The sequence below is a fragment of the Mycobacterium branderi genome (genome assembly GCF_010728725.1).
Classification (GTDB): Bacteria; Actinomycetota; Actinomycetes; order Mycobacteriales; family Mycobacteriaceae; genus Mycobacterium; species Mycobacterium branderi.
Map to the genome: position 1 here is coordinate 760,796 of NZ_AP022607.1, position 26,988 is coordinate 787,783.

A 26,988-nucleotide genomic window follows, 5' to 3' on the forward strand; every position below is an offset into this window, starting at 1 on the left:
TTAGCTGTTTGGAGGATCTGTGAACGGCGCGCCGGGCATACACCAGCCCGACTATGTGTCGCAGCTGGCGCTGTATCGAGAGGACTTGCGGCGCTACCTGGCCGATCAGGACTGGGTGCGCGGATGGCGCTCAGCCGCGTTTGACAGCGCCGAGGAGTCGATCGCGTTCGATGCGACGGTGTTGTCGAGGTTGCATGAGGCCGGCTGGAATCGCTACGGCTGGCCGCAGCGCGCCGGCGGGCTGGGCGGCACCGAGCTTCACCGCGCGGTCTACTTCGAGGAGCTGGCGCATGCGATGCTGCCGGTTCCCGCGCAGCACTGGAGCCTGGAGGTGCTGGGTCCGGCGCTGCTGAAGTTCGCGCCGACCCTGGCCGACAAGTACCTGCCGCGCTATCTGTGCGGCGCCGAATGGTGGGCGCAGGGCTTCTCCGAGCCCGAGGCGGGCAGCGACCTCGCCGCACTGCGCACCCGGGCGAGCGACGACGGCGCCGGCGGCTTCGTCATCAACGGCCAAAAGATCTGGTCCAGCCAGGGCCCGACGGCCACCCGGCTGCTGGTCTTGGCGCGCACGGGCGCGCCGGAAAGCCGTCACCGGGGCCTGACGATGTTTCTCGTCGACGTCGACACACCCGGTGTGACGATCCGGCCGATCCCGTTGGCCAGTGGCCGGCGCGAGCTGGCCGAGGTGTTCTTCGACGACGCGCGGGTTCCCCGCGAGCGGGTTGTCGGGGACGTCGACGGCGGCTGGGCGGTCACGATGTTCCTGATGCAATACGAGCGCGGCATGTACGGCTACGGGGTGGCCACCAAGCTGCTCGGCCAGCTCGGCCGGCTGCACCAGACCATCGCGCGCAACGGCGCCCCGGCCGCGGACTGTGAGCGATTTGCCCGCACCTATATCGAAGTGCTGGCAGCGCAGGCCCGCTCGGCCACCACGGTGCGCAAACTGGCCAACGGTGAGGTCGTCGGGCCCGACAGCAGCATCGACAAACTGTTGTTCAGCCGGGCCGAAAAGGATGTCAGCGACCTGATCTTCGACTTGCAGCGGCACTGGCTGCTGATCGGCGAAAACGGCGAGGGCGCAGCCGAATTGGACACCACCCGGGCGGAATGGTGGTATTCGCGCGCCGCGACGATCATGGGCGGCACCGTCGAGATCCAGCGCGGAATCGTCGCCGACCACATTCTGGGGCTGCCCAGGGAGGTGCGGGCCTGATGACACCGACCGACGAATCCTGGCCGATGATCGAGCAGGCCGTGTTCCGCCTGTTCGACGAGATCGCCGGAAAGCACACCGTCATCGGCCCCCGACTGGCCGAGCTGGGCTTTTCCGACATCGAAGCCGAGTACCCCGTTGAAGCCTGTGAGCTGTTGTTCCGGGCCCAGGGCCGCTCGCTGGCCCAGACGGACTGCCTCGACCGCGTCATGCTGGCCGAGCTTGCCGGCTCGCTTGCCGAACCGGCCGACGCGATCGTGATGGCGACCGGCGCTGACGGCCCCGCGCCGGCCTCGGACGGCGAGCAGGTCAGCGGTGTGGTACTGGGGCCGCTGCCGGCCCGCGTGGTGGTGCCGGTGCGCCGACCCGGGCCGAGCGTGTGGATCGGTGTGCTCGACGCCGAAAACCTGCACGCCGAGCGCGTGGACACCTTCGACCCCGGCGTGCACTGGACCCGCGTGCGCGGGCCGCTGCCCGCCGAGCTGGTGGAGGCCTCCGAAGCGTGGCACCACGCGCTCGCCGCCGCACACCGCGCGCTGGGCACCGAGTTGATCGCGATCAGCGAGCAGATCCTGCACCTGGCGGTCGAGCACGCCAAGGCGCGCGCCCAGTTCGGTGTGCCGATCGGCTCTTTCCAATCACCGCGCCACGCGCTGGCCGAAGCCTGCGCCGCCGTGGAAGGCGCGCGCTCGTTGATGGACCAGTCCTGGCAGTACGGCGGACAACTGTCGGCGCTGGCCGCCAAGGCGGCCGCCGGTCGCGCACACCGCACGGTGTCGAACACCGCGCTACAGGTATTCGGCGCGATCGGTCTCACGGCCGAACACGACCTGCACCGCTACGTAAGCCGCGGTTTCCAGGTCGACTTGCTCTACGGCTCCTACCACCAACTGGAAATGAACCTCGCCGAACAACTCTTCAGCACCACCGGCGGGCCGCTGCCGCCGATCGTGGTCTGCGGCTGACCAGAGACCGGAGGTAGCCCTTGCGCCGCAACATCTTTGAACAGGTTCACGACGATTTCCGCAAGACCGCGCGGGCGTTCTTCGAACGCGAATGCGCGCCCCACGCCGAACAGTGGGAGCGTGACGGCAAGGTCAGCCGCCAGGCCTGGCGCGCCGCCGGCGAGCACGGCCTGATCGGCTGGGCGCTGCCCGAGAAGTACGGCGGGCTGGGCATCACCGACTACCGCTTCAACCAGATTGTCTCCGAGGAGTTTTTCGGCAGCGGCGCGGTCGGCATCGGCCTTGGCGTGGCCAACGACATCCTGGTGCCCTACCTCGTCGACCTCACCACCGACGAGCAAAAGGATCGCTGGCTGCCCAAGTTCATCTCCGGTGAGTTCATCGGGTCGATCGCGATGTCGGAGCCGGCCGCCGGGTCGGATCTGGCCGGCATCAAGACCACCGCCCGCGACGAGGGGGATCACTGGGTGGTCAACGGCCAGAAGACGTTCATCAGCAACGGGCTGCTGTCCACGCTGGTGCTCGCCGCGGTCAAGACCGATCCGGCCGCCGGCCGCAAGGGCATCAGCCTGCTGATGATCGAGGACGGTATGGCGGGCTTTAGCCGCGGCCGCAAGCTCGACAAGATCGGCCAGCACTCCGCCGACACCGCCGAGCTGTTCTTCGACAACGTGCGGGTGCCCAAGGAAAACCTGGTCGGAGAACTCAATCGCGGCTTCTATCACCTGGTTTCGCATCTGGCGACCGAACGCCTCGGCATCGCCTGTTACGCGCTGCCGATGGCGCGCCGGGCATTGGAGCTGACCAAGACCTACGCATCCGAACGCACCGCGTTCGGCCAACCCATCGGCAAATTCCAGGTCAACCGCCATTTCATCGCTGAGATGCAGACCAAGCTCGACGCCGCGCAAACCTACCTGGACCAGTGTGTACTGGCAGCCAACGACGGTGAGCTCAGCGACGAGGACGCCGCCGGACTGAAGTGGTGGACCAGCGAAGTGCAGTGGGAGATCGTCGACCGCTGCCTGCAGCTGCACGGCGGCTACGGCTACATCAATGAGTACGAGGTCGCGCGACTGTGGCGAGATTCACGCGTGCAGCGGCTTTACGGCGGAACCACCGAGATCATGAAGGATTTGATGGGCCGCTCAATGGGCTATTAGCTTTCGCCGATTTCCGGACTGAGCCCCACCATCGGCTAACCTGTCAACTAGTTAGTTGTTTAGGCGGCGCCGAGGAAAGGGGCAGCATGGAGGTCGTCAATCTCCGGGAGCCGAAGATGGCCGACCGGGTGGCCGCACAGTTGCGCCGGATGTTCATCCGAGGCGAAATCGCCGAAGGCACAATGCTGCCGCCGGAATCCGAACTGATCGAGCGGTTCGGGGTGTCGCGGCCGACGCTGCGCGAGGCGTTCCGGGTGCTCGAATCCGAGTCGCTGATCGAAGTTCAGCGCGGCGTTCGCGGCGGTGCACGGGTCAGTCGCCCGAAGCGGGAAACACTGGCCCGCTACGCCGGGCTGATCCTGGAATTCGAGGCCGTGACCCTCAAGGATGTCTATGATGCGCGCGCCGCGCTGGAGACCCCGATGGTGGTGCAGCTGGCCAAGCAGCGACCCGCCAAGGCCATCGCCGAACTGGAGAAAATCCTCGCTCAAGAGGCCGAATTGGCCGGCAGCGAGGGAGTCGACATCCGGACCGAATTCCATGCCGCGATCACCCGGCTAGCGGGCAACAAGACGCTGGAGATCATCAGCTCGATGCTCTACCACATCATCGAGAAGGCCAACCGTTCACTGCAGCCGGCGAGCGATCAGCGCGGTGAGCAGGCGGGCCGGCGCGCCCACAAGACACACCAGATGCTGGTCGATCTGATCAAGGCCGGCGATGCCGACAAGGCCGCCGCATTGTGGAGCCGTCACCTGCAAAAGGCTGAGGAATACGTGCTTTCCGGTGCCGAGCTGTCCACGGTCGTCGACCTCCTGGAATGACAGCGACCCGGCCCGGTTAGTCCTTCCCGGTGGAAAGGATCGTCACCGCAGACACCGCGGTGGGCCCGCCGATGTTGTGCGCCAACGCGACTCGCGCGCCATCGACCTGGTTTTCGGACTCGCCGCGCAGCTGGTTGAACAGCTCATAGCACTGCGCGACACCGGTGGCCCCCGGCGGGTGTCCCTTGGCCTTCAATCCGCCACTCGGGTTGACCGGCATCGAACCGCCCACATAGGTTTCGCCGGCCTCGATGAGCTTGTACGCCTCGAAACGGCTGGCGAAACCGAGGTCTTCGTAGCTGATCAACTCGACACCGGTGAAGCAGTCGTGCACCTCGGCGACATCGATATCGCCGGGCGTCACCCCGGCCATCGCCATCGCAGCCTTGGCGGCCCGAACGGTGGGAGGAAACGTGGTCATGTCCGTTTTGTGCTGGTGCATCACCCGGTCGACGCCGAGCCCGATGCCGCGCACCCACACCGGGCGGTCGGTGTAGCGATCCACGACGTCTGCTGCCGCCAGGATCACCGCCGCGGCGCCGTCGCTTTGCGGCGTGCAGTCATACAGCCCGAACGGGTCGACCACCATCGGCGCACTGAGCGCCTGCTCGACCGTGATCTCGTAGCGCAGCTGGGCTTTCGGGTTGTTCAGCGCGTGGAAGTGGTTTTTGACCGCCACCATCGCCAGGTGCTCCTTGGTGGCCGGCGACTCATGCAGATAGCGGGTGACATGCAGCGCGAAATTGGCGGGCGCCACCAGGCCGAGCGGATAATCCCACGCATTGTCGCGGGTCATGGCCGCCCACTCCCAAAACGTGGTATTCGACGCGGTTTCGCGCACCTTGTCGGCGCCGACCACCAGCACCACATCGTAGAGACCCGAGGCGATGGCCAGCACACCATGGCGAATCGCGTCATTGCCTGTCGCGCAAGCATTTTCGACCCGGCTGACCGGAATGCCGGTGAGATCGAGCGTGTCGGCCAGGATGCCGGACGGAAAGCCGTCGGTCGTGGAGAGCTCGCCGAACCAGGCGGCCTGGATCTCGGACTTGTCGATGCCCTTGTCCACGTGTGCCACACACTCGGCATAGGCCATCGGGACCAGGTCTTTGATACCGAGCTCGAAATGCTCGGCGAAAGGCGTCATTCCCGCGCCGACGATCGCGACGTTCCTCATGCCGGCGCTCCTTCGGGTTGGGCGGCAGCCGGCTTCCCGGGCCAGAACATGTACCCGTAGTCAGGAATCCCCGAGCGAATGGCGATCCGTCGCAGCACCACGGTGCCGGCCTGACCGACGGCCGTCGTGCCGGGCGGCACGCCCGTCACCTTCAGCAGGGCCCGCACCGGACTGTCGTCGAGCTGAACCAGCGCAAGCGAATACGGGCTGGGCAGATCGGGCACGGGGATCCGGACGGTCGTGTGGGTGTAGACGGTGCCGGTGCGCGGCAGAGGCGCCAGCCGGTACTGATCGGCCAACGCGCCGCCGGAGTCGACCCGGGCGCGCGGCGGGAACAGCGGCGCCGTATCGATGCCCGGGCGCTCATCGAAAACCGCCGCCTCCCAACGCAGTTTCGGCTCGAACGCACGCGCGTAGGCAGGCAGCGAGATGGGGATGCCGACGCCCTCGCTGACTTGCAGCTTGGGCAGCTCGGTCGGCGCCGCCTCGTCGCGGGTGACGCCGGGACGATGGCCGCCGGTGCTCAGTTCGGCGACACTGATGCTGGATTGCTCGATCGCCAATACCAGCCCCGCCCGGCCGTTTTCGATCGCCGCGGCGATCAGCCGGATCACCGCCGTGGCCGACACCGCGGGGTCGTCGGCGGTGTCGGTGACGTCAAAGTCGTTGCCCATCTGGCTGCGCTTGACCCCGGCGACCGCGGCGACCACCGGGGTCCCGGTCAGCCCCAGGCGCTTGAGCGTCGATTTGAGTCCCACTTCTCGCTGCAGCCGGGGATCGACGTAGCGTTGCCGCGACCCGTCGTCGTGGCGGGTCACCGTGGGCAGGCTGCGGCTCTGGCGGGCGGCCGGCGACAGCTTCGCGCCGCCGCCCGCGCCGATCAGCACCGCCGCGCCACCGGCCGCGCTGTCGGAGTCGTCGGCCGCGATGACCAGGGTGCCTTCGGCGCCCGCGAGGATCTGGTCGAGCACGGCGGGCGCGCCGCCGAGCACTTCGGACACCGGCACGTCCGCCGGCAACGACAACCCCGCCAACAGCACCGCCGCGTTGCCGCCCTCCAGCAGCGGGAAGTTGCGCGACACCATCACCACTGCGCTGGCCGTTGCCCCGGGATCGGCCGCGCGACCGGCGGCGACCGCCATGGTCAGCGCGTCCTCGTCGGGCCCCTTCACCCGCCTGCCGCCCTGCTCCCACGGCGGCAGGTAGGTGCCGATCGCCACGATGTCGGTCATCCGGGTCTCCAGCGCTCTCTGGTAATCAATACGCTATATAGTTATAGCATTGTCTGCCACTGGGGAGAGAAGGGAACCGGTCTTGTCCGCTCGCGCGCAGCGCAGCCTCGAGGGCCGCGTGGTGCTGGTCACCGGCGCAAGCCGGGGCATCGGGCGCGCGATCGCGCTTCGCGCGGCGCAGGATGGCGCCCGCCTGGCACTGATCGCCAAGACCGACACCGCCCATCCCCGCATCGAAGGGTCGTTGGCGCAGACCGCCGAGGCGGTGCTGGCCGCGGGCGGAGACGCTCTGCCGCTGCGATGCGACATTCGGGACGCCGAATCGGTGGCCGCTGCGGTCGAGGTGGTGATCGAGCGATTCGGGTGCATCGATGTCGTCATCAACAATGCCGGAGCGCTGGATCTGCGCCGCACCCCCGAGCTGCCCGTGAAGGTGCTCGACCGGTTGTTCGCGATCAATGTGCGCGGTCCGTTCGCGTTGGTCCAAGCCGCATACCCGCACCTGCGACTCTCACCCAACCCGCATATCCTGACCATCTCACCACCGATCAACCTCGAACCCGCCTGGGCGGCAGCACATCTGGGTCATACGGTCGGCAAATACGCCGAAAGCCTGCTGACCCTGGGGTGGGCCGCCGAATTCCGGTCCATCCCGATCGCCGCCAACTCGCTCTGGCCAGCCACTACCGTGGCCAGCACCGGGATGATGGCGGTGCTGGGTGAAAACGCCGCGCGCGCGCAGGGCCGCAGCCCACAAATCATGGCCGACGCCGCACACGCGATCGTGACGCGAACCGCCGCGGAATGCACCGGGAACTTCTTCACCGATGAACAGGTGCTGCGCGAGGAAGGCGTCGACGACTTCTCGGCGTATCGATTCGCCACGCGCGAGCAGGATTTGAGCCCCGATTTCTATCTGCCGACAACGCCGTTGCCGGCCCTGTGAGCCGGCGATGAGTTCCTTTGACCTGTTGTGCGCCAACGAGCCCGAGCTGGCCAAGCTGCGGGCATCGATCCGCGAGTTCTTGGCCGCAGACCAACGGGAATTCGGCTGGGCCCCCGCGGTGGATTCCTGGCTGTCGTGCTGGGACGAGCAATTCAGCGCACGCCTCGGCGACGCCGGATTCCTCGGCCTGACCATCCCGGTGCACTACGGGGGCCACGGGTTGGGTCATCTGCACCGCTATGTGGTCACCGAGGAACTGCTGGCCCACGGCGCACCGGTGGCCGCGCACTGGGTCGCCGATCGCCAGCTGGCGCCCGGCCTGCTCGGCTACGGCAGCGAGGAGCAGCGCCAGCGCCTGCTCCCCCGCATCGCCGCCGGACGCTTCTACTCGGCGATCGGGATGAGCGAGTACGGCGCCGGGTCGGACCTTGCCGCAGTCACCACCAAAGCCACCCGCGCCGACGGCGGCTGGACAGTCAACGGCACCAAGGTATGGACCAGCGGTGCGCACCGCGCACACCTGATCGTGGTGCTGGCCCGCACCAGCCCGGTCGACCCCGAACGCCGCCACGCCGGTTTCAGCCAGTTTTTGATACCCGCCGACGCGCCCGGGATCACCATCGGCCAGATCGCGCTGATGTCCGGCGAGCACCACTTCAACGAGGTGGTTTTCGACGATGTCTTCGTCGCCGACGACGACGTGCTGGGAAGGATCGGCCACGGCTGGCAGCAGGTGACCGCCGAACTGTCCTTCGAACGCAGCGGCCCGGAGCGCATCCTGACCACCACGCCGCTGATCACCGCCGCGATCGGCGCCGTGGCGAACGCCGGCGACAGCGCCGCCCCAGCGGTGGGTGAGCTGCTGGCCCGGCTGATCTCGTTGCGCCAGCTGTCGGTGTCGGTGGCCCGCATTCTCGCCGCGGGAGGATCGGCGGCTAACCAGGCGGCGCTGGTCAAGGACCTCGGCACCCGGTTCGAGCAGGAGTCGGTGGAGCTGGTGGCCGACTTGCTGGCCGACGCAACCCTGGCGCCGGACCTGCGCGCGATGCTCGAGGCAGCGCGACTGCACAGGCCGCTGTTCACCTTGCGCGGCGGCACCAACGAGGTGTTGCGCGGCGTGGTGGCCCGCGGCATGGGGCTGCGATGAACGCGCCCACCGCATTGGCCGGCGGGGTCTTCCAAAGCACCGGCGCCGGGGACGAGAACACCGAGCTGCGCCGGCTGGTCGACGACATCGGCCGGCGATCGTTGGATGCCCGGCCCGGCCGGCACGACCGGCCGCGGCGGTTCGACGACGCACTGTGGTGCGACCTCGAACAGACCGGGCTGGCCCGCCTTACCAGCACACCTGACGTGGACGCGGGACCGGCTGAGCTGGCGATCGTGCTGCGCGGCCTGGCCCGCCACGCCGGCGCGGTCCCGATCGCCGAAACCGACCTGCTGGCAGCGTGGTTGGCCACGACGGCAGAGCTGCAGTTGCCCCTCAGCGGGCCGCTCACCGTGGCTCTGTGCGACGCCGAGGTAGCCGACGGCCGGATCTGCGGCACCGCGCACGAGGTGCCGTGGACGCGGACGGCCGCGGCAATCGTCTTGGCCGCCAACACCTCTGATGCTCTCCATGTTGCCTCGGTCGCCCCCGCCGAGCTCGAGATCTCCGCGGGGCACAACCTGGCCGGCGAGCCGCGCGACCGGGTCGGCTTCGCGCTGCCCGCCGAGCGGTTCTGCCGCCTCGACACCGCGGTGTACGACGAACTTGTGCGTCGCGCGGCCTGGGCCCGCTGCGTGCAGATCATCGGCGCGCTCGATGCCACCGCCGAGCTCTCGGTGGAGCACACCAGCGAACGCGTGCAGTTCGGCCGGCCGCTCAGCAAATTTCAGTCGGTCCAGCATGCACTGGCCGCCATGGCCGGCGAGATCGAAAGAGCCCGCGCCGCAGTCACATTAGCGGTAGCCGCCGCCTGTGATCATGGCTTTGGCACCGCCCAGAGCGACTACGCGGTAACGGTTGCCAAGGTGGTGGCCGGCCGCGTCGTCGACCCGGTCACCACCATCGCCCACCAGCTGCACGGCGCGATCGGGGTGACCATCGAGCACCGGCTGTGGCTGGCCACCACGGCTGCGCAGAGCTGGATCACCGAGTACGGCAGCACCGCCCACCACGCCCGCCGCCTCGGTGAGATCGCGTTGAGCGCCGAAAACCCCTGGGACGTCGTCATCGGGAACGACTTGGCCGGCTGGAGATAACCCACGACCCGAAGGAGAAACAGTGACAGTTGCCGCATTCAAGGGCGCGTCGGCGATCGTCAGCGGCGGCGCGGGCGGGCTGGGCGAGGCAACCGTGCGGCGTCTGCACGCCGACGGGCTCGCGGTGGTGATCGCCGATCTCGCCGAGAACAAAGGCAAGGCCCTGGCCGACGAACTCGGTGACAACGCGTTGTTCGTCCCCACCGATGTGACCGACGAGGACAGCGTCCGCGAGGCGATCGAAGCGGCGAATACGCTTGGCGCGCTGCGCTATGCGGTCACCGCGCACGGCGGCTACGGCGGCCCACCGGAACGCATCGTCGGCCGCGACGGCACACCCGCCGATTTCGGCGTGTTCACCAAGACGATCGAGCTGTATCTGTCCGGCACCTACAACGTCGCCCGTCTGGTTGCGGCATCGATCGCCGGCGCCGCACCCCGCGCCGACGATGAACGCGGTGCGCTGGTGATGACCGCGTCGATCGCCGGCTACGAGGGCCAGATCGGGCAAAGCGCGTACGCGGCGGCCAAGGCGGGCGTCATCGGGCTGACCCTGGCGATCGCACGCGACCTCGCCGCGGCCGGTATCAGGGTCAACACCATCGCGCCCGGCACCATGAAGACGCCGATCATGGAATCGGTCGGCGAGCAGGCGCTCGCACGGTTCGCCGCGACCGTGCCGTTCCCCAAACGCCTCGGCGCGCCCAGCGAATTCGCCGACGCCGCAGCGTTTTTGCTGTCGAACCGCTACGTCAACGGCGAAGTTCTCCGTCTCGACGGTGCGCAGCGATTCCAGCCGAAATAGCAGACCGCAAACCCACAGCTAACGTATAATCTTAAAATGATTCGCTATCTGGCGGCATTGCGGATGCTCGTGGCGATCGCCTGCATCGCCGGTTTCTCTGCCGGGGTGGCGCACGCCTCACCGTCGGGTGGCGACTCGGCCGGACAGTGCTCGTTCGTACTCACACCGCCGAAAGTCGTGCAGGTATCCGGCCTGAACCTGGTGTTGGCCACATTGCACCCAGGACCGTGCACGATGGAGGCCTCACCGAATTCGTCGGTGGTCTGCCTGTCCGTGGCAGGCGAGAGTTCGCAGGGCGAATGCGCGTCCAAGAACGGCCCGGACGAGGCGCGGGTGCGCTATCCCTACCAGCCCGGCGCGACCTACATCGTGCGGGCCCTGGGGTGCGCCAGCATCTACCAGCCCCCGTACACGCTGTGCCAGAGTTTCGGCCCGTCACAGTACACGCTGTAACACCGCGGCAACGGTAGCTGCTTGGACCACAGCGGTATTCGACGCTCCCTTAGACGGGGTCGAACCCGGAGATGAACCAGCGGTCACCGCTTTTGTCCAACGTCACCCGCACGCTGGAGGCGCTGTCAGTGGGCGCGTCGGTGCCGACGGTCACCCGCTGGTCGACGAACAACAGGACGACCGCGTGGCGCGGGGTCGCCGATACCGAGGCGGCGGCGGGAACGGTGGCGACCGCCGCGATGTGGTCTTTCTTTGCGCCGGGGATCACGATGTCGTGAGTCAGCTGGGTGTAGGAGTCCTTGAACGAGCCGGTCAGCCGGTCGCGGGCGGCCCCCAGGTCCTTCTCCACCGAGTCGGGCTGATACGACAGCAACGCAACGGTGGATTCCTTGGCCGCCGTAACGGATTCGATGCTGGCCGTTTCCGACAGCCGGGCCCACGAGTCCTGCCACTTCACAAAGGCCGCGCCCGCGCCGAGCAACAACGCCAGGATGGGCAGCACCCCGAAAGCCGACACGTGTGACCACTTGATCTGCGGCCACTTGATTCGCCGCTTCGGCGCGGCAGGGGCGGCGTCTTCGGCGCCCTCGGATTCGGCGCTGTCGGGTTCGGCGTCCTCGGAGGATGCGACATCCGGCTCGTCCCCGGAGCCGCAAGCGGCATCGGCGCCGGCGGCGTCGTCGGGCTCATCGGCCGCGTCTGCGACCTGCTCGGTCGTCTCCTCGGAGACCTTGCTGGCGTCCTGCTCGGTCGTGGCGTCGGTGTCAACCCGCACGGCGCTGTTTCCTTTTCTGGTTCGTCGGCTCAGTTGTCGGAGCTTGCCCGACCACGGCTTCGTCATGGCACAAACGCGACGTTGGAGACCTTCGCGTCGTCACCGACCTTTTGCACCGCGATTCGCATTCGCCAATGGCGCGGCTCCGCGTCGGGCGCGCCAAGGTTGGATGTCTTGACCGAGACAGCGACCAGCACTTGAGCTTCGTCACCGGAGTGCGACTCCAGGCCCGCCTCAACAATCGTTCCCTCCGACTTCGACTGCGCCTTTTTGACCACGTCGATGAAGGGTCGTGACCGCTTGGAGAAGTCGTCGTAGAACGTGCCGGTCGCCGAATCCAGGATGCGCTGTATATCGGTGTCGGCGTGCTCCCAGTCGATCGTCGTCAGGTTCAGCGCGCCCTGACGTCCGACCTGGATCAGCAGCTCGCGCTCCTGACGGGCCTGATGTGTCTGATACATCCGGTACCCCAGCCAGCCGAGCAGCCCCGCCAATGCGACAACCATCAGCAACCCCAGTGCTGTCGCCTGCCGCACCGGCGACATCGGGCGCTTGGTGGACGCGGCCTTGTCGTCGGAGTCCGGGTCGGCTCCGGCGTCGACAGCTGCGTCATAGTCCTCGGCGTCGTCGCCGCCGGTCTTGGCCTGCTCCGGTTCCTGCGCGGTCTCGGCCGCTGCACCGGTCTCCTGCGACGTCACCTTTGGTGATTGCGCTGCACCGTCGTCGGTTCCGGTCGTGCCTTGTGAGGCTGTCGTCTGGTCTGTTTCGCTCAGTGCCCTGTCGGCGGGATCAGCATGCTCTGCCATGTCTTGTGCTCCTTTGCGGCACTGCGGCCCAGGTCGGCTGATGAATACATATGCCCGTCTGGTCCGATGTACATGCCGGTGGCCGGATCGTACTGAAGGGCCGCGATCGGCGGCGGCGGTGGACTGGGCGGAGCCGGCGGCTGGACGTAGCCCGGGGGCTCCTCTCCGGGCCGGAATTGCGGGATGCCCTGCCCGGTGTACGTCGCGTTCGGATCACCCTTCCAGTTGAAGCCGTCGTTCAACGGAACATACTCTTTGTCGCTTTCGCACATCTTGACGGTCGGGGCACGCTTGCCCGGCCGGGTTTCACAGGGGTAGTTGCGTGCGCCACGAACAGCCAACGGCGAGTCCTGCGGTATCCGGCAGTACAGGTCTCCCTTGGGGACCTCGGGGGCATCCTCGTAGGCCGCAGCCCGCTGTTGTTGGATCGGAAGGTATCCGGTGGTGCACGGCGGCGGCCAGTTCATGTTCAAGTTGAAGCTCAGGTAAGCGCCGAGGTAATCCTGCTTGGTGTTGTGGTTGGCGGTGACGATCGCTTGCAGATCAGCCGCCCCCTGCGGCAGCTCCACCAGCAGCATTTCCAGGTTGTCGCGATAGGTGACGCCGACCTGGCCGATACTGACCAGGTTGGCCAGCAAGATCGGCAGCGTCGGCTTCAACCGATCGAAGAGCTGCCGGATCTCCTCCGAGGCGGGACCGCCCTTGCGCAGCAGGCCCGCCAGCGAAGAGTCGTTGGTCTGTAGCTGCTTGGTGACCGTGGCGAGGTGGGAGGCCCACGCCTGGACCGAGTCCGATGACTGGGTTTGGCTGTCCAGCAGCGGCTTTGACTCCTCGATCAAGGTGATGATCGCGTCCAGGTTCTTTCGGGCATCGATCGACAGTTCAGAGGTCCCTTTGACCAGCCGGGACAGTTCGGGACCCAGCCCGCCGACCGCGGTGTAGCTCTCATCCACCACGGTTTTCAAGTTGCCGCGCGGGATTGCGGTCAGGCCACGGTTGGTCGCCTCGAGCAGCGAATTGATGTCCGGCGGAACGTAGGTGCGGTCCGCTGGAATCACGTCGCCGTTTTTCAGCGACGGCCCGTTGCTGCTGCGCGGCGTCAGGTCGACATACTGCTCGCCCACCGCCGACACGCTGTGCACCTGGGCCTCCAGATCGGCGGGGATGCGGATATCCGAGTCCAGCTGAAGCTGCGCCTCGACGCCGGTATTGGTCAGGCGCACCGCCTGAACCCGGCCGACCGTGACGCCCCGGTAGGTGACGTTTCCGCTCGGGTACAGCCCGCCCGCCCGCGGCAACTCCATTTTGACGGTGTAGCGGTTGACCCCGATGAACACCGTCGGGACCTGCATGTAGGCGAAGAACATGATGCCGCCCGCCAGCAGGGAGATCACCGCGAAAACCCACAACTGGATCTTGGCTCCTCTGGTCAGCATGTCACGGCCCCTGATCGAAGTGGTAGGGAACGACCAGCGGGTTGCCGGGGTTGTACTGGCTGCCCGCCATGCACGGGCTGGGCATCTGGCCGATGGTTCGGCCCCACTGCAGCTCCAGCTCGGTCAGATTGCACTCAAACCGGGTGCCGGTGAACAAGCCGGCGTCGAGCCGGCTCAACGTCAAGTCGATGACCGCGGTCAGGTTGGCGTAGTCGCCGCGGATCCATTTACCCAGCGTGGGTTTCGGGAACGGGAAGGTGCCGTAGAAGTCCAGCGAACGCGTCAGTGCCGGCCCGGCGTCGGCCAATGATTGCAGCACCGGACCGAGGTCCTTGAGCTCCTTGACCAGGTTTTCCTTGGTCTTGTTGACCGAATCCGCCGCGAGCGCACCGAATTTGCCCACCTGATCGAGCGCCTCAGCGATCTTGTCCCGCTCGTCTTTGAGCACACTCAGCGCGCCGGGGATGGTCTTCAATGCCTTGTCGATCACCGGCTTCTGCTCGGCGAATTGACCGACCAGGTTGTTCAGGCTGTCCGTGGCGGCAATGATGTCGTCTTTTTGGTCGTTGAGGTAGCTGACGAACTTATCCAGCTGTCCCAGTAGGCTTCTCAGGTCTTGCTCGCGCCCGCTGAACGCGGTGCTCAACGCCTTGGTGATGTCCTGGACCTGGCCCAGGCCACCGCCGTTGAGCAGCATCGAAAGTGCGGCCAGTGTCCGCTCGGTGGAGGGATAGTCGCCGCTCGACGACAGCGGGATCAGCGATCCGTTGTGCAGTTTGCCCTGGGGCGGAACGTCTTTGGGTGGCGCCAGTTCGATGTGCACCGAGCCAAGCAGGCTGGTCTGCCCGACCATGGCGGTCGCGTTGGCCGGCAGGTCGACGTCGCCGTCGATCGTCATGGTGACCAGCGCATGCCAGCCTTGCAGCTCGATGTTGGTCACGTTGCCGACCGTGACGTCGTTGACCCGCACCCGGGAATTCCGTTCCATGGTTTCAATATTGGGCAGCTGCGCCTGGATGGTGTATGAGCCCGGGCCGCGGCCCTTGGTTCCCGGTAACGGAAACGAGTTCGCGCCGTGGAAGTTACAGCCGGACACCACGGTCATAGCGGCCAGCAGCGCCGCGGCCAGAACAAACCGGCACCGTAATCCACTCATGGTGTACCTCCGGGTGGCACCATCATTCCGCGCAGGCCGTCATCGGGATTGGTCGACACCGGTGCGGCGGCCGCCTGGGCATCCGGCGCCTCTGCGGCCAATGGCGAGTTATCGGCAGGCGGTGCAGCGTTGGCCGGCCCAGGCGGCGGCGCCGGCGGTGTCGGCGGAACGTAGTCGGGCCGCAACCAGTCTTCGCTGTAGGTGATTTCGTTGGGGCGCGCCATCGTTCCGACGAACGGGTTGCCCCCGATCGGGATGAAGTTGTACTGGCGGTTCTTGATGATCGGCGCCAGATACTGCACACAGAGCTTCGCCGAATCCGCGGCTCCGCGGCGCGATGCCGCCTGCACCGCCCCGCACAGGAACTGGATGGTGTTGGCGAAGTTATTGGCGGCGATGATGCCGCTGAGCGTCCCCTGCGCGGGCTGGTAGATGTTGAGGAAGTTCTGGAACGCGGTCGGGGCGACATGCAGGAGTTGCTTGACGTCGTCGAGGCTGTCGTTGAGCGCCTGGGTCACCGACGCCAACTTGTCGGTCGTCGTCCCCAGCGTTTCCCGGTTCTCGCTGACAAAGCTGGTGACGTCATCGACCACGTCGTGCAGGTTGCGCATCGCGTTCCCAACTTCGTTGGGGTCGTTGGCCAGAACCCGCGTCACCGCGGCCAGGTTCTGGTTGAGTTGCTGCAGCACGTCGCTGCTGTCGTGTAGCGCCGAGACCAGGATCGACAGGTTCTTGAACGTGCTGAACAGGTCGTTGCTGTGGTCGCCGAGAGCCGAAATCGCCTCCGAGAGTTTGATGATCGTGTCCCGGATATCGGGGCCCTGGCCGCGCAGGTTCTTGGCTGCGGTGTTGACGAACGCCCCCAGCGTGCTGGTTCCGTCCGGCCCGGTCGGCTGCAGTATCTGCGTCAGCCGCTCGAGCTGTTTGCGAAAGTCGTCCCACTCCACCGGAACAGCGGTCCGTTCCTGCGGGATCACCGCATGGTTTTGCATCGCCGGCCCACCGGTGTAGGCGGGCGTCAACTGGATGGCCCGCGGCGTCACCAGGGTCGGCGACAAGACCACCGCTTTGGCATCAGCGGGCACCTTGTATTTGTCGTTCCACCAGAATGTGATCTTGACTCGTTGGGGCTGTGGTTCGATCTTTTCCACATGGCCGACCGGCACGCCGAGGATCACCACATCATCACCGGCGTAGAGACCGTTGCTGTTCGCGAAGTATCCGGTAACACTCGTGTGCCCGATACCGGTCTCCGAGCGCACCACTGCGACGATGCCGCCGATCAGCACCACCGCCAGCGCGACTGCCAAGCCCAGCTTGACGCGACGGGATTTCACTGCCCACCACCTTGAGCCGGCGCCGGGCCCGGCGGAGGCCCGAAGGGACCGGGTCCGCCCACCACCGGCGGCTGGTTCGGCGGTATCTGGCCGGGCGCCGGGTACTCAATCGGTCCCTTCGGCGGCATGATGGATTGCCCTGGGCCCGGAGGCGTTTGGGCGGGCGGACCCGGCGGCGGCCCGCCAGGCGGCGGTGCTGCGGGTTCGTCCTTGAGCGGATAGCAGCCGGCGACCGGCAACAGGCAGCCACCACGATCGCCGGGATTGCCGGTGATGGCGTCCGGAAGGGTCCGTCGCGGTTCCCCGCCCTGGCCGGTCCGCGGGTAGGGCACCGGCAGCGGCGGCGTTGCCGGTTGTCCGACCTGCGGGTCGGCGCGTTGCGTCGGCAAGAGCACGTTCGGGTCCATGCCGAGATCGGAGAACGCCGCGTCGATGAAAGGTTGCAGGAATTGTCCGGGCAGCAGGTTGACTACGTAAGCCTTGAAGAACGGCCCCGACGCCACCGCTTCACCGAGTCCCAACGCGTAGATGTTGAGCTTGGTCAGCGCCTTCTGCACGCGTTCTTTGCGGTTGTCGACAATCGTCAACACCTCGTTGAGTTTGTCCAGCGCCGGCTTCAACGTGCTGCGGTTCTCGCTGATGAAGCCCTTGACCTGCTGGGCCACCGCGGAAAGGTTGTTGGAGATCTGATCCAGCGCGCGGCTTTGCGTGTTCAGTTGCACCAGCAGCGAGTTGGTGTCGTTGACGAGGCGGACCACTTCGTCGCTGCGTTCGGCCAGCACCTTGGTGGCCTTGTTGGCGTTGCTCAACAGATTTCGCAGCGCCTTGTCGCGTTCGTCCAGCGTTTGGGAGAACCGCGCCACCCCCTGCACCGCTGCCTTCAGGTCGGGCGGGGTGTTGGAAAACGTGTTGGCGAGCACGGCCAGCGACTCGGAGAGCTGCCCGGTGTTCAGCCCGCTGACCGTGGTCGTCAGATCCCCCAACGCATCGGGCACCTGATAGGCCGGCGTGGTGCGGTCCAGCGGTATCGGCCCGCTGAGCTCCCCCTCACCGCGCGGAGTCACCTCGAGAACCTTGGCGCCCAAAGGACTTTTCATCTTGACTGCCGCCTCGGTGCGATCCCCGAGGTGGACGTTCTTGGCGACGTGGAACTTGACCAGGACCCGCGGTCCGTCCAGCTCGATACTGGAAACCTGCCCGACCCGAAATCCCGACACCTGAACCGGGTTATCGGTCGTAAGACCACCGGCCTCGGCGAAGTACGCCGAGTAGGTCTTGCCCTTGTTGAAAAACAGCAGCTTGTCGTAATTGAGGGACAACAGCATCAGCGCCAGCGTCACGCCGATTCCGATGAGGCCCACGACAATCGGGTTGCGCTCGGAGAAGGTTTTCATCGTGGCGTGCACCTCCCGCTGGGCTGGCTGACCAACTTGACATACACGGGCTGACCGCCCTTGCCGTTGAGCTTGAGCACGACATCGCAGATGTAGAAACTGAAAAAGTCGCCGTACAAACCCAGTCTGTTGATGATTTGCAGGGCATCGGGCCAACTGTTGAGGAAGTTGTCGAAATAGTCGCGGTCGTCAACGATGGTTTGGGCGGTTCGGTCGGTCTCGTGGACCACCTTCTTGATCGGTGGGCGGGCTTGGGCCAGCAGATCGGCGACCGACGCGGACGCCGCGTTCGCGTACGCCACCCCGTTGCTGATGTCCTGCTTGCGGGCTTCCAGGCCGTCCACGAGTTCAGACAGCGAGTCGACGGCCTTGGCGAACTGCTTGCTCTGACCGCCGAGCGAACCGAGCACGGTATTCAGATTGGTGATGACCTGCCCGATCAACTGGTCGCGGTCGGCCAGGGTATTGGTCAGGGCCGCAGCCTGATTCAGGAATGAGCCGATGGTTCCGCCCTGCCCCTGGAAGGCCGTAATCAGTTGACTGGTCAGCTTATTGACCTGATCAGGGTCGAGGGCGCGAAACAACGGCCGGAAGCCACCCACCAGCGCATCGAGGTCCAGCGCCGGCTCGGTCCGGCTCATCGGAATCGTCGCGCCCGGACCGAGTTTCTTGACTCCGCCGGCTCCTTCTTCCAGCGCCATGTATCTGTCACCGGTGAGGTTGGCGAAACGCACAGCGGCTCTGCTTCCCTCGGTGAGTATCACCGAATCGGCCGCTGAAAATTCCACGCGCACAGTGGAATCCGGCTGGATCTCGATGTGCTTGACCTTGCCGACCTCGACACCGGCGATGCGAACGAAGTTTCCCTCCGCCAGCCCGGACACATTCGCGAAGACGGCGTTGTAAGTCTTTGTCTTCTCGAAACGCAATGAAGCGAACACCGCGATCAGGGCGAACATGCCGATTAGACACACGACGGTGTAGATGCCGAGGCGCCACAGGGCCCCCGTCAAGCTCTCTCGCATGTCAACCTCTCTTTACCGCGTCTGGTGGTCGGTTCCGTCCGTCAGGGCCCGGCTACGCCAGGTGGTGGCGGCGGTGGCGGTGGCGGCGGCAGCGGAGCTGTCGGTTGTATCCCCGGCACTGCCGGCACGAACGGCTCCGACCCGGAAGGCGGCGGTCCGGGCTCGCGGGGCTGCCCGGGCGGAGGTGCCGGCGGCAGGCCCGGATAGAGCGGTGTCCCGTCGGGGGCGTATTCCGGTGCACCGTAGGGTCCCGGGCCCGGGTAGCCGGCCGTTCCGGGTACCGGACCGGGCGCCGGGCCTGAGGGGTGGCGAAGGGCCGGCGCTTCCGGCTTTCCGCGGGTGACGGGGAAGAAGTCTGCCCAGCCCGGGAAGCCGATGCCGGGGTTGGGTCGGACGTCCATCCCGGTGCCCCAGCCGCTGTTGGTCACCAGGTAGCGCTGCGGGAAGTTCTTGGTCACATCGGGCAACGATCCGCAGCCCGGTTTGCCGCCCGGTCCGCCCTTGCCGCCGTTGATCGGCAGGTTGTCCGGATACCGGTACGCATCGTCGCCCAAAAGCAAAGCGACGTCGAGGATCACCGAATACCCGTTGGCCCCGCCGGTGACGTCGAGGAAACCGAAATCGATGACGTTCTTGCCGCCGACCAGCGTGCAGGTCAGTTCCGGGTTGTATTTCATCAGCAAGCGCGTGGTGGATTCCAGCACGTTGATGCCGTGCACCAGGTTGTCCTTGGTGGGGCCGATCAGGTCGATGCCGCTGCGGGAAAACCCGGTGACGCTCAGCAGCAACGAATCAAGGTCTCGCGCATGATCGCTGATCGTCTTGCTCGTCGTGCTGGCGGCATCCAGCACCGTCAGAATGTCGCGCGCGGCAGCGCTGTAAGTGTCACTGAAGCCCTTCAGGGCTCGGTAGTCGGCGCGGATGGTTTCGCTGCGCGGATTGACGTCCAGCAGGAACTGGTTCAGGTCGGTGGTCGCCTCCCCGATCAGCTCGCCCTTGCCGCGAAAACCGTCGGCAACCGCCGAAAGCACCGCGTTCAGTTTGGGTGCATCGATCTTGTTGAGCACCCCAACCAGGTTCTGAAATACCGTGTTCACCTCAGTGGAAACGTTGCGTGACCGCACCACCGCCCCGGCGGCCAGCCGTTTCGGGCTCGGGTCGGGGGGAGTGATCAGTTCGACGTACTTGGCGCCGAACGCCGTGGTGGCGGTGATCTGGGCGGTGACGTTGGCCGGAATGTATTTGAGCTGATCGGGATACAGCTCGAGCTGGAGCTTGACCGGATCGCCCGACTGGATCGAAGAAACGCGGCCGATCTGCACGCCGCGTAACTTCACCTTTGCGTCCGGGTCCATCATCAGCCCGGCGCGATCGGACGCGAGGGTCACCCGGGCATACGGCTGCAAGTCTCTGTTGAACGCGCCGATCGTCAGCACGATCGCCCCGATGATGAACGCGAGAAGAATCACCGTCCAAAGCGCCGGGGGCAGGACGGCCTCGCGCCGTTTCCTTCTCGTCTTTGGCATCGTCGCTACCCCGACAGGTGGAAGTTGCCGGATACCCCATAGAGGGCCAACGCCAATGCCAACGCCACCGCGACGGCCACAATCAGTGAGGCGCGCACGGCGCGGCCGACCGCCTCACCGACACCGGCCGGACCACCCGCGGCGTTGAAGCCGTAATAGGTGTGCACCAGCATGATCGTCACTCCGATCGCGATGACTTCAAGCAACGCCCACACCAGATCCATTGGCTGCAGGTAGGTATAGAAGTAGTGGTCGTAGACGCCCGGTGCCTGCCCGAACGCGAAGATGACCAGAAGCCGGGTCGCCAGGTACCCGGCCAGCGTGGACAGGCACCACAGCGGGACCACGACGATCACCCCGGCCACCATCCGGGTTGAGGCCAGGTAGGTGATCGTTCGGATGCCCATCACCTCCAGTGCGTCGATCTCCTCGTTGATGCGCATGGCGCCCAGCTGGGCGGTGGCTCCGGCGCCGATGGTGGCCGCCAGCGCGATGGTCGAGATCAGCGGTGAGACAAGACGAGTGGTGATGTAGGCCGAGGCGAAACCGCTCAGCGCCTGCAGATCGTAGGTCGACAAAGTTCGAAAGAGCTGGATGGCCACCAGCGAACCGGTGGAAAACATCAAGGTACTGGTGATCACCACGGTGCCGCCGATGGCGGCCAGCGCACCCACGCCCAGGCTCATGTTGGCGATGAGCCGCATGATCTCGATTCTGTAGCGGGTGATCGCCTCGCCCGTGAGCGCCAAAGTCTTGACGTAGAAGGCGGTTTGGTTGCCGAGCCGGTTCCACCCGTCGACAAAGCCGCGCACGCTCCTCGTCAGCCGCGGCGCCCGCGGTGCAGAAGGGGCGGCGCTGGGCAGCCGTTGCCCGACGGGCGCGCTGCTCGGCGGCCGCTGTCCAGTGGGTGCGGTACTCACATCGCCGCCTTCGTGCCGATCGCGGTCAATACCACGTTGATGACATAGAGCGCCAGGAACGTGTACACCACGGTCTCGTTGACCGCGTTGCCGACGCCTTGCGGCCCGCCCCCCACAGTCACTCCCTTGTAACACGCGATGAGGCCGGCAACGAGGCCGAAGATCGCCGCCTTGGCATAGGCCACCAGGGTCTCGAACAGCCCGACCAGCAGCGGCAGGCTCCACGCGTAGGAACCGGGGTTGACGTGTTGGAAGTAGACCGAGAAGAAATAGCTGATCACCAAACCGACGATGGTGTTAATGGTGTTGAGCAGCAACGCGTTTGCCCCGAGTGCCACCACTCTCGGCACGAGCAGTCGTTGGACGGGGTTGATCCCCATCACGCGCATGGCGTCGATTTCTTCGCGGATTGTGCGGGCGCCGAGGTCCGCACACATCGCGGTGGCGCCGGCACCGGCGACCACCAGCACCGTGGTTATCGGGCCGATGTAGACGACACAGGCCAGCGCGGCGCCCGCACCGGAGAAGTCGGCGGCGCCGATCTCGACCAGCAGGATGTTGATGATGAAGATGGCGAACACGTTGAACGGGATCGACACCGACAGGGTCGGGACGATCGCCACCCGGGCGACGAACCAGCTCTGGTTGATGAACTCCCGCCAGGCGAACGGCGGACGCACCAGCTGCACCAGGATGTCGAGCGACAACGCGAAGAAGCTGCCGACTTCACGTATCGGCTTCGCCGCAGCAGGACCAGGGGTGCTGATCTCGACCACTAGCGCACCCGCCCGGGCCCATTCAGGGCTGCCATTAGAACGACAATCCTCCCTGTTCCGTTAAAAGGAACACGCCGCGTTCAACCGTGCGGCGCGTGACACAGCGGGACGGTACACGATGGCTTTCGCCGAGGGCAACACTTTGGCGAAATAGCTCTGAGCAATCATCGTCATTGACATTTGTCAAACTGGGCTGGATTTGCTGCGTAGTCCGACAAATTTGATCTAAATGTCGCAACGGTCGATCGGCGGCCCCGAGTCTCGCCGGTGTCCGGATCCGGACGGTCAGCTTAGCCCGCGGGCGCGGAATTCTCTGGCCAGCATGCCGGTAGCGCTGGCCTGCCAGGTCCGTTCGCGGCCTGTAGCCAGGTGTTTCCGCCCGTAGGCGTTCGGGCGGCCGAATGCCAGGCGCTCGCGGACTGCCTTGTTTGCTCGGTCGCTGCGCACGGTGGCAGCCCATTTCGCTCTAGTGGCCAAGAATATGCAACTGGCGTTTGCCGCCCGGCATTTTCTCGGTTCTTACCTGACGCTCTTTATCACCAATATGCTCTTTCAAGATCGAGGGGATACGACTGAGCTTTTACGGCCATCGCAATGGCGCCGGCTACTGCAGTAATAGCTAAACGAAGTAAACAAAGTAAGCAGGTACCCGGCGGTATTACTCGGCAGTACAATCGCGGGGCTTTCCGATTCCGCAGCCATCCTCCGTCATCTAACGGCCCGTGCGCCGCGTAGTCAGTCGGCACCGCCGCGGCGGTTGACGCCAACTAGTCATCGCACCCCAGTGCGATGACCTGCGGCTATGCGGACTGACGCGGGCGTAAACGGGGCGTAAGGGCAATCTGCCTTACCCCCGGCGCGATGAATGCCACCTCGATAACGGCCATTGTCCCCACAACGAACCGAACAACTAATTACAGTCATCTGACGAACAGTTGGCGTGTGGCGGCATTAGCGTGATTGCCACCGGCGGGAAAACGGCGAACCCTCATCCCGCCGCCGGCGCCCGGGCGAGCGCGGAAACATCTATTTATATACCGAGTTAGCTTATTAGAATGTTTAACCGCATTGCTCACGTTGCCCGAAGACGACCCTGCTAGCTGCGCATCGCCTGTGTGGGCTGCGTGAGCTGCCGATGTTGGCGCCCGATGTGCACCGAAAGCGACGCAGAGCTGCGGCCGGCTACTGATCGCGTCGGTCAGCTTATGGCGGCGGCAGGATGTCCATGCTTCCCAGATAGACCAGCAACGTGTTCCGTCGGACTCTGGCCAGCCTATTCGACCGGCCTCCGCGGGATGCGATGATAGCCAACCACACAGTTGGTATCATCGTGGGAAGCCGTCGCCGATGACAGTCGAGCCGGGGAACGGAGAATCATGTCCGATATCGTCGCGGAGCGGCTCGGCGCTGTGCTGCTGGTTCATTTCAACCGTCCGGATCGCGGCAACGCCATCGGGGGTACGTTACTTCGCGACCTCGCTGAGGTTTTCGACGAAGCCCGCCGTGACGATTCTGTCCATGTCGTGGTGACCACGGGCGAGGGTAAGAACTACTGCGTGGGGGCCGACATCGCCGACCTGGAGAAAGCAGTGGATGTGCCGGCCCGAGAGCTTCTGGCGTCGAACAAGATCGGTGGGGACAAGGGAGTAGCCCCGCTGTCGTTCCACGAGATGCAGGTCGACGATCTCGGCAACGCCGGTCGCGTGGTGTCGCGGCTATGGGCGTTGGACAAGCCGACAATCGCGGCGGTCAATGGGGCCGCGGTCGGCGGGGGCTTCGCGATCGCACTGCTGCACGATATCCGCATCGCCGCTGAGAATACCCGCATCGGAACGGCTTTCACCTCCCTGGGGCTGGCCCCAGAACTCGGCGCCAGCTATCTACTGCCACGGATCGTCGGCAGCTCGGTCGCCGCCGATCTGCTACTGCGCTCCGAGATTCTCCCCGCTGACCGCGCTCTCGACGTGGGACTTGTGTCCGAAGTGGTCCCGGTAGGCCAGTTGACCGCGCGTGCGCTTGACCTGGCCGAACAAATCGCGCGCAAGCCTCCGCTCGCGACGCGATGGACCAAACGGCTGCTGCGTACCTCGGCCACAGGGGACTTTACCGATCAGCTGCGTCATGAACATCTCGCCCAGGTGAATCTGTTCGACCAGAAGGCAACCCGCGAGGCGATCCGCGAAACTGTGAATCGACTTGGAAAAGGCGGTTAACGAAGCGACGCCTGGCACTCGTGCGATGCGCTCAGCATCACGGCACGTGATCGCCGGCACTGAAGTGACCTGTGGCCGAAGGGACGGATATGGCGGTGTGGCTTGATCGCAACGACCGTGTGGCGTGGGTGCATCTGGACAAACCCGAGACCTTGAATGCGCTCGCGCCGGACGATTTCGCCCACCTCGCCGAATTGTTCGACGAGATCGCCCGCACACCATCGGATCGGGCCATGGTGATCGTCGGGGAGGGCAAAGCGTTCTGCGCGGGTGCCAACCTCAGCGAGGTCAATCGCGACGAGCATGTGCTGCACTTGATGCGCCGAATTCATGCTGCCGCCGCCAACCTGCACAAGATGAGCAAGCCGTCGATTGCGGCTGTGCACGGCGTGGCAGCCGGCGCTGGCGCCAATCTCGCGCTCGGTTGCGATCTGGTGGTGGCTACCCGGACCGCGTCCTTCTGCCAGGTGTTTGTCAAGCGAGGTCTATCACCGGATTTCGGCGGGACATGGCTGTTGCCAAGGCTAGTGGGCATGCAGATGGCCAAGCAGTTGGCCATGCTGGGCGACACTGTCGATGCTGAGACCGCATTACGCATCGGTTTGGTTTGTGCCGTCGTCGCCGACGACGAATTACACAGTTACACAGATGCGCTCGCACGTCGTTTGGCTGACGGACCACCCATCGCGCTGGCCCAGACAAAGCAGCTTTTCGGCCGGGCAGCGACCAACAGCTTTGACGAGCAGCTCGATGCTGAAGCGGCAGCTGTGGCCATCAACGTCGCAACCGAGGACTGCGCGGAGGGCATCACCGCGTTCCTCGAGCGCCGCAGCCCGGTGTTCCGGGGCCGCTGATACAGGCCGTTTCACACCGTTGTATTCCATCCGGAGCCCTTGATGTTTGACGCTGCGACCAAGCATCGTTGGGCCTGCTAGCGCGAACGCCGTTGGGCCGCAGTGTCACCCGATCCTACCGGCAAACTCCGCGTTGGTATCGTCGCGGATAACAAACCGCTTCACCTTGCCCGACGATGTGAGCGGCAGCTCGGCGACGAACCGCCAGAGCGCCGGAATCTTAAACCGGGCCACCGATCCGTTGAGGTACTCGGCCAGCTGCGCACCGGTCACCGTGCTGCCCGGTGTACGGACCACCACGCCCGCCACGATCTCACCGAGTCGCTCGTCGTCGACGCCCACCAGCACCGCGTCGGCAACGCCCGGGTGCGCAACGAGCAATCCCTCAACCTCAGCGGGATATATGTTTTCACCTCCGCGGATGATCACATCGCGAGCGCGTCCCCGGAACGTGACATAGCCACGCTCATCCATCGCGCCCAAATCGCCGGTACGCAAAAATCCGTCCTCGGTAAAACTTTCCGCGGTCTGCTCCGGCATACCCCAGTAGCCCCGCATCACACAGCGTGAGCGGACCTGAATCTCCCCGCACAGCCCCACCGGCACCACGGTTCCCGACTCGGGATCAGCGATCCGCACGTCCGCGCCGGGTACGGGGCGCCCTATGGTGCCGGCGACCGTGGCGGAGTCGTCGTCAATGTTCGTCGAGGTGATCGCTGGACATTCCGACTGTCCGTAGGTGATGACGACCGGGGTGGCCAACGTCGCCTTGATCCGATCAACCAGGTGTTGGGTAACAATGGCTGCGCCCAGCGAGACCGATCTGATTCCCGCCCGTCGGGGATTGTCACCAAGGTGCTCCAACGCGTCGGTGACCATTGTGGGAACTCCACCGATCCGGGTGACAACGCGGTGTTCGAGCAGGGCGAGCGTTTGTGTCGCAGAATAGCTTTCGAGGACGATGAATGCGCCGGCGCTGACCAGCCCGCCCAGGATGACGAAACATGACCCGCCGACGTGATGGTAGGGGACCGGGTTAAGCCAGACGTCGTTGTCGCCGATCACATCATGACGATTACGAAGATCGGCCACATTGAGAACCGCGCGCTGGGTAAGCACCGCACCCTTCGCCCGACCGGTCGTTCCGGAGGTGAATTGAATGAGGAAGGGATCATCAGGCGCAACGACTGGCAGCACGGATTGAGCGGTCCGCGCTGCCCAGTCACGCAGATCATCCAGTGCGAACACGGGCTTACCGTGAGGTATGGCCGCGGCGCGAGTGACGAGATTTGTTCCCCGATGGTCGAATCCCACGAAGATCGCTGCTGGATCGGTGAGTTCGACGGCGTAGGACACCTCGGTATCCGTCCATCCCGCATTCAGCGGGGTGACAATCAGTCCGGCGAGCGCGCAACCATATTCCAGCAGCACCCATTCCACGCTGTTGCGTGACCAAACCGCGATTCGCTCCCCCGGCTCCGCCAGCCCGGCAAGGGCAGCGCCGACTGTTGTGGCCGCCGCGGACAGTTCGGAGTAGGTCATGTGTGCCAATCCGGAACCATGCGGCCAGTAGAACGCCGCGGCATCACCGTGTTCGGCGCAGCGCCGTGCCAACAGCTGCGGTATCGTCTCGCCCAGCGCTTTCTCATCGGCGCTCGCCGGCCAATGCGACAGCGGTCCGATGTGACGCTTGCCGTCAACGGTATGGCCTGTAGGCATACCCATCACCTATCCACGGATTTCGC

24 protein-coding genes are annotated in these 26,988 nt (G+C 65.5%); 11 read left to right on the forward strand and 13 right to left on the reverse strand.

Annotated elements, in window-relative coordinates; all coding sequences use genetic code 11:
• Nucleotides 1-19 precede the first annotated feature (19 nt).
• The 4 genes from G6N47_RS28680 to G6N47_RS28695 all read left to right on the forward strand — a co-directional run bounded on the left by G6N47_RS28680 (nucleotide 20) and on the right by G6N47_RS28695 (nucleotide 4,168).
• Nucleotides 20-1,216: an acyl-CoA dehydrogenase family protein gene (locus G6N47_RS28680; protein ID WP_232080464.1), complete on the forward strand. Its 1,197-nt coding sequence runs from the start codon at nucleotides 20-22 to the stop codon at nucleotides 1,214-1,216.
• Nucleotides 1,216-2,181 (forward strand): acyl-CoA dehydrogenase family protein, encoded by a 966-nt coding sequence (locus G6N47_RS28685; RefSeq protein ID WP_083130651.1) that lies wholly within the window; start codon nucleotides 1,216-1,218, stop codon nucleotides 2,179-2,181. The genes G6N47_RS28680 and G6N47_RS28685 overlap by 1 nt, the downstream gene beginning before the upstream one ends.
• Nucleotides 2,182-2,201: 20 nt before the next feature.
• On the forward strand, nucleotides 2,202-3,344 hold the full coding sequence (locus tag G6N47_RS28690) for an acyl-CoA dehydrogenase family protein (protein ID WP_083130652.1): 1,143 nt from the start codon (nucleotides 2,202-2,204) through the stop codon (nucleotides 3,342-3,344).
• 86 nt (nucleotides 3,345-3,430) lie between these two features.
• Complete coding sequence (locus G6N47_RS28695; RefSeq protein ID WP_083130653.1) at nucleotides 3,431-4,168, forward strand: FadR/GntR family transcriptional regulator; 738 nt, start codon at nucleotides 3,431-3,433, stop codon at nucleotides 4,166-4,168.
• Nucleotides 4,169-4,184: 16 nt separating this feature from the next.
• On the opposite strand, the gene G6N47_RS28700 is transcribed toward G6N47_RS28695, so the two are convergent.
• A complete protein-coding gene (locus tag G6N47_RS28700) occupies nucleotides 4,185-5,345 on the reverse strand; it encodes a thiolase C-terminal domain-containing protein (protein WP_083130654.1) in 1,161 nt (386 codons plus the stop codon).
• Nucleotides 5,342-6,577: a Zn-ribbon domain-containing OB-fold protein gene (locus tag G6N47_RS28705; protein WP_083130655.1), complete on the reverse strand. Its 1,236-nt coding sequence runs from the start codon at nucleotides 6,575-6,577 to the stop codon at nucleotides 5,342-5,344. Before G6N47_RS28705 ends, G6N47_RS28700 begins: the two co-directional genes overlap by 4 nt.
• An 82-nt stretch (nucleotides 6,578-6,659) precedes the next feature.
• Between G6N47_RS28705 and G6N47_RS28710 the strand changes: the two genes are divergently transcribed.
• From G6N47_RS28710 to G6N47_RS28730, 5 genes are read left to right on the forward strand one after another with little or no spacing between them, the layout of a single operon-like run.
• Nucleotides 6,660-7,523, forward strand: coding sequence for an SDR family oxidoreductase (locus G6N47_RS28710; RefSeq protein WP_083130656.1), 864 nt, complete (start codon nucleotides 6,660-6,662; stop codon nucleotides 7,521-7,523).
• A 7-nt stretch (nucleotides 7,524-7,530) separates the two neighbouring features.
• Nucleotides 7,531-8,670 (forward strand): acyl-CoA dehydrogenase family protein, encoded by a 1,140-nt coding sequence (locus G6N47_RS28715; RefSeq protein ID WP_083130657.1) that lies wholly within the window; start codon nucleotides 7,531-7,533, stop codon nucleotides 8,668-8,670.
• Nucleotides 8,667-9,767 (forward strand): acyl-CoA dehydrogenase family protein, encoded by a 1,101-nt coding sequence (locus tag G6N47_RS28720; RefSeq protein WP_083130658.1) that lies wholly within the window; start codon nucleotides 8,667-8,669, stop codon nucleotides 9,765-9,767. Before G6N47_RS28715 ends, G6N47_RS28720 begins: the two co-directional genes overlap by 4 nt.
• 22 nt (nucleotides 9,768-9,789) lie before the next feature.
• Nucleotides 9,790-10,572: an SDR family oxidoreductase gene (locus G6N47_RS28725; protein WP_083130659.1), complete on the forward strand. Its 783-nt coding sequence runs from the start codon at nucleotides 9,790-9,792 to the stop codon at nucleotides 10,570-10,572.
• Nucleotides 10,573-10,608: 36 nt separating this feature from the next.
• A complete protein-coding gene (locus G6N47_RS28730) occupies nucleotides 10,609-11,025 on the forward strand; it encodes a hypothetical protein (RefSeq protein WP_083130660.1) in 417 nt (138 codons plus the stop codon).
• 49 nt (nucleotides 11,026-11,074) lie between these two features.
• Here the strand turns inward: G6N47_RS28730 and G6N47_RS28735 are convergent, their stop codons facing one another.
• The 10 genes from G6N47_RS28735 to G6N47_RS28780 form a co-directional block, all read right to left on the reverse strand.
• Entirely contained in the window at nucleotides 11,075-11,800 is a 726-nt protein-coding gene (locus G6N47_RS28735) for a hypothetical protein (RefSeq protein ID WP_083130883.1), read from the reverse strand.
• 62 nt (nucleotides 11,801-11,862) lie between these two features.
• Nucleotides 11,863-12,606 carry an Mce protein gene (locus tag G6N47_RS28740; protein WP_083130661.1) on the reverse strand — a complete coding sequence of 248 codons (744 nt, stop codon included), beginning with the start codon at nucleotides 12,604-12,606 and terminating at the stop codon, nucleotides 11,863-11,865.
• Nucleotides 12,570-14,042: an MCE family protein gene (locus tag G6N47_RS28745; RefSeq protein ID WP_083130662.1), complete on the reverse strand. Its 1,473-nt coding sequence runs from the start codon at nucleotides 14,040-14,042 to the stop codon at nucleotides 12,570-12,572. Before G6N47_RS28745 ends, G6N47_RS28740 begins: the two co-directional genes overlap by 37 nt.
• Before the next feature lies 1 nt (nucleotide 14,043).
• Nucleotides 14,044-15,198, reverse strand: coding sequence for a virulence factor Mce family protein (locus G6N47_RS28750; protein WP_083130663.1), 1,155 nt, complete (start codon nucleotides 15,196-15,198; stop codon nucleotides 14,044-14,046).
• Nucleotides 15,195-16,535, reverse strand: coding sequence for a virulence factor Mce family protein (locus G6N47_RS28755; protein ID WP_139799392.1), 1,341 nt, complete (start codon nucleotides 16,533-16,535; stop codon nucleotides 15,195-15,197). Before G6N47_RS28755 ends, G6N47_RS28750 begins: the two co-directional genes overlap by 4 nt.
• Nucleotides 16,532-17,929, reverse strand: coding sequence for an MCE family protein (locus G6N47_RS28760; protein ID WP_083130885.1), 1,398 nt, complete (start codon nucleotides 17,927-17,929; stop codon nucleotides 16,532-16,534). Before G6N47_RS28760 ends, G6N47_RS28755 begins: the two co-directional genes overlap by 4 nt.
• On the reverse strand, nucleotides 17,926-18,954 hold the full coding sequence (locus G6N47_RS28765) for a virulence factor Mce family protein (RefSeq protein ID WP_083130664.1): 1,029 nt from the start codon (nucleotides 18,952-18,954) through the stop codon (nucleotides 17,926-17,928). Before G6N47_RS28765 ends, G6N47_RS28760 begins: the two co-directional genes overlap by 4 nt.
• A 41-nt stretch (nucleotides 18,955-18,995) precedes the next feature.
• On the reverse strand, nucleotides 18,996-20,480 hold the full coding sequence (locus G6N47_RS28770) for an MCE family protein (protein WP_083130665.1): 1,485 nt from the start codon (nucleotides 20,478-20,480) through the stop codon (nucleotides 18,996-18,998).
• 5 nt (nucleotides 20,481-20,485) lie between these two features.
• Nucleotides 20,486-21,343, reverse strand: a complete 858-nt coding sequence (locus G6N47_RS28775) for an ABC transporter permease (protein ID WP_083130886.1) — start codon at nucleotides 21,341-21,343, stop codon at nucleotides 20,486-20,488.
• Nucleotides 21,344-21,396: 53 nt separating this feature from the next.
• Nucleotides 21,397-22,176, reverse strand: a complete 780-nt coding sequence (locus G6N47_RS28780; protein WP_083130666.1) for an MlaE family ABC transporter permease — start codon at nucleotides 22,174-22,176, stop codon at nucleotides 21,397-21,399.
• Nucleotides 22,177-23,552: 1,376 nt separating this feature from the next.
• On the opposite strand from G6N47_RS28780, the gene G6N47_RS28785 reads away from it, so the two are divergent.
• Nucleotides 23,553-24,389, forward strand: coding sequence for an enoyl-CoA hydratase/isomerase family protein (locus G6N47_RS28785; protein ID WP_083130667.1), 837 nt, complete (start codon nucleotides 23,553-23,555; stop codon nucleotides 24,387-24,389).
• Between the two features lie 89 nt (nucleotides 24,390-24,478).
• Nucleotides 24,479-25,243 (forward strand): enoyl-CoA hydratase/isomerase family protein, encoded by a 765-nt coding sequence (locus tag G6N47_RS28790; RefSeq protein ID WP_083130668.1) that lies wholly within the window; start codon nucleotides 24,479-24,481, stop codon nucleotides 25,241-25,243.
• 105 nt (nucleotides 25,244-25,348) lie between these two features.
• On the opposite strand, the gene G6N47_RS28795 is transcribed toward G6N47_RS28790, so the two are convergent.
• Nucleotides 25,349-26,962 carry a class I adenylate-forming enzyme family protein gene (locus G6N47_RS28795; RefSeq protein ID WP_163659982.1) on the reverse strand — a complete coding sequence of 538 codons (1,614 nt, stop codon included), beginning with the start codon at nucleotides 26,960-26,962 and terminating at the stop codon, nucleotides 25,349-25,351.
• Nucleotides 26,963-26,988 lie beyond the last annotated feature (26 nt).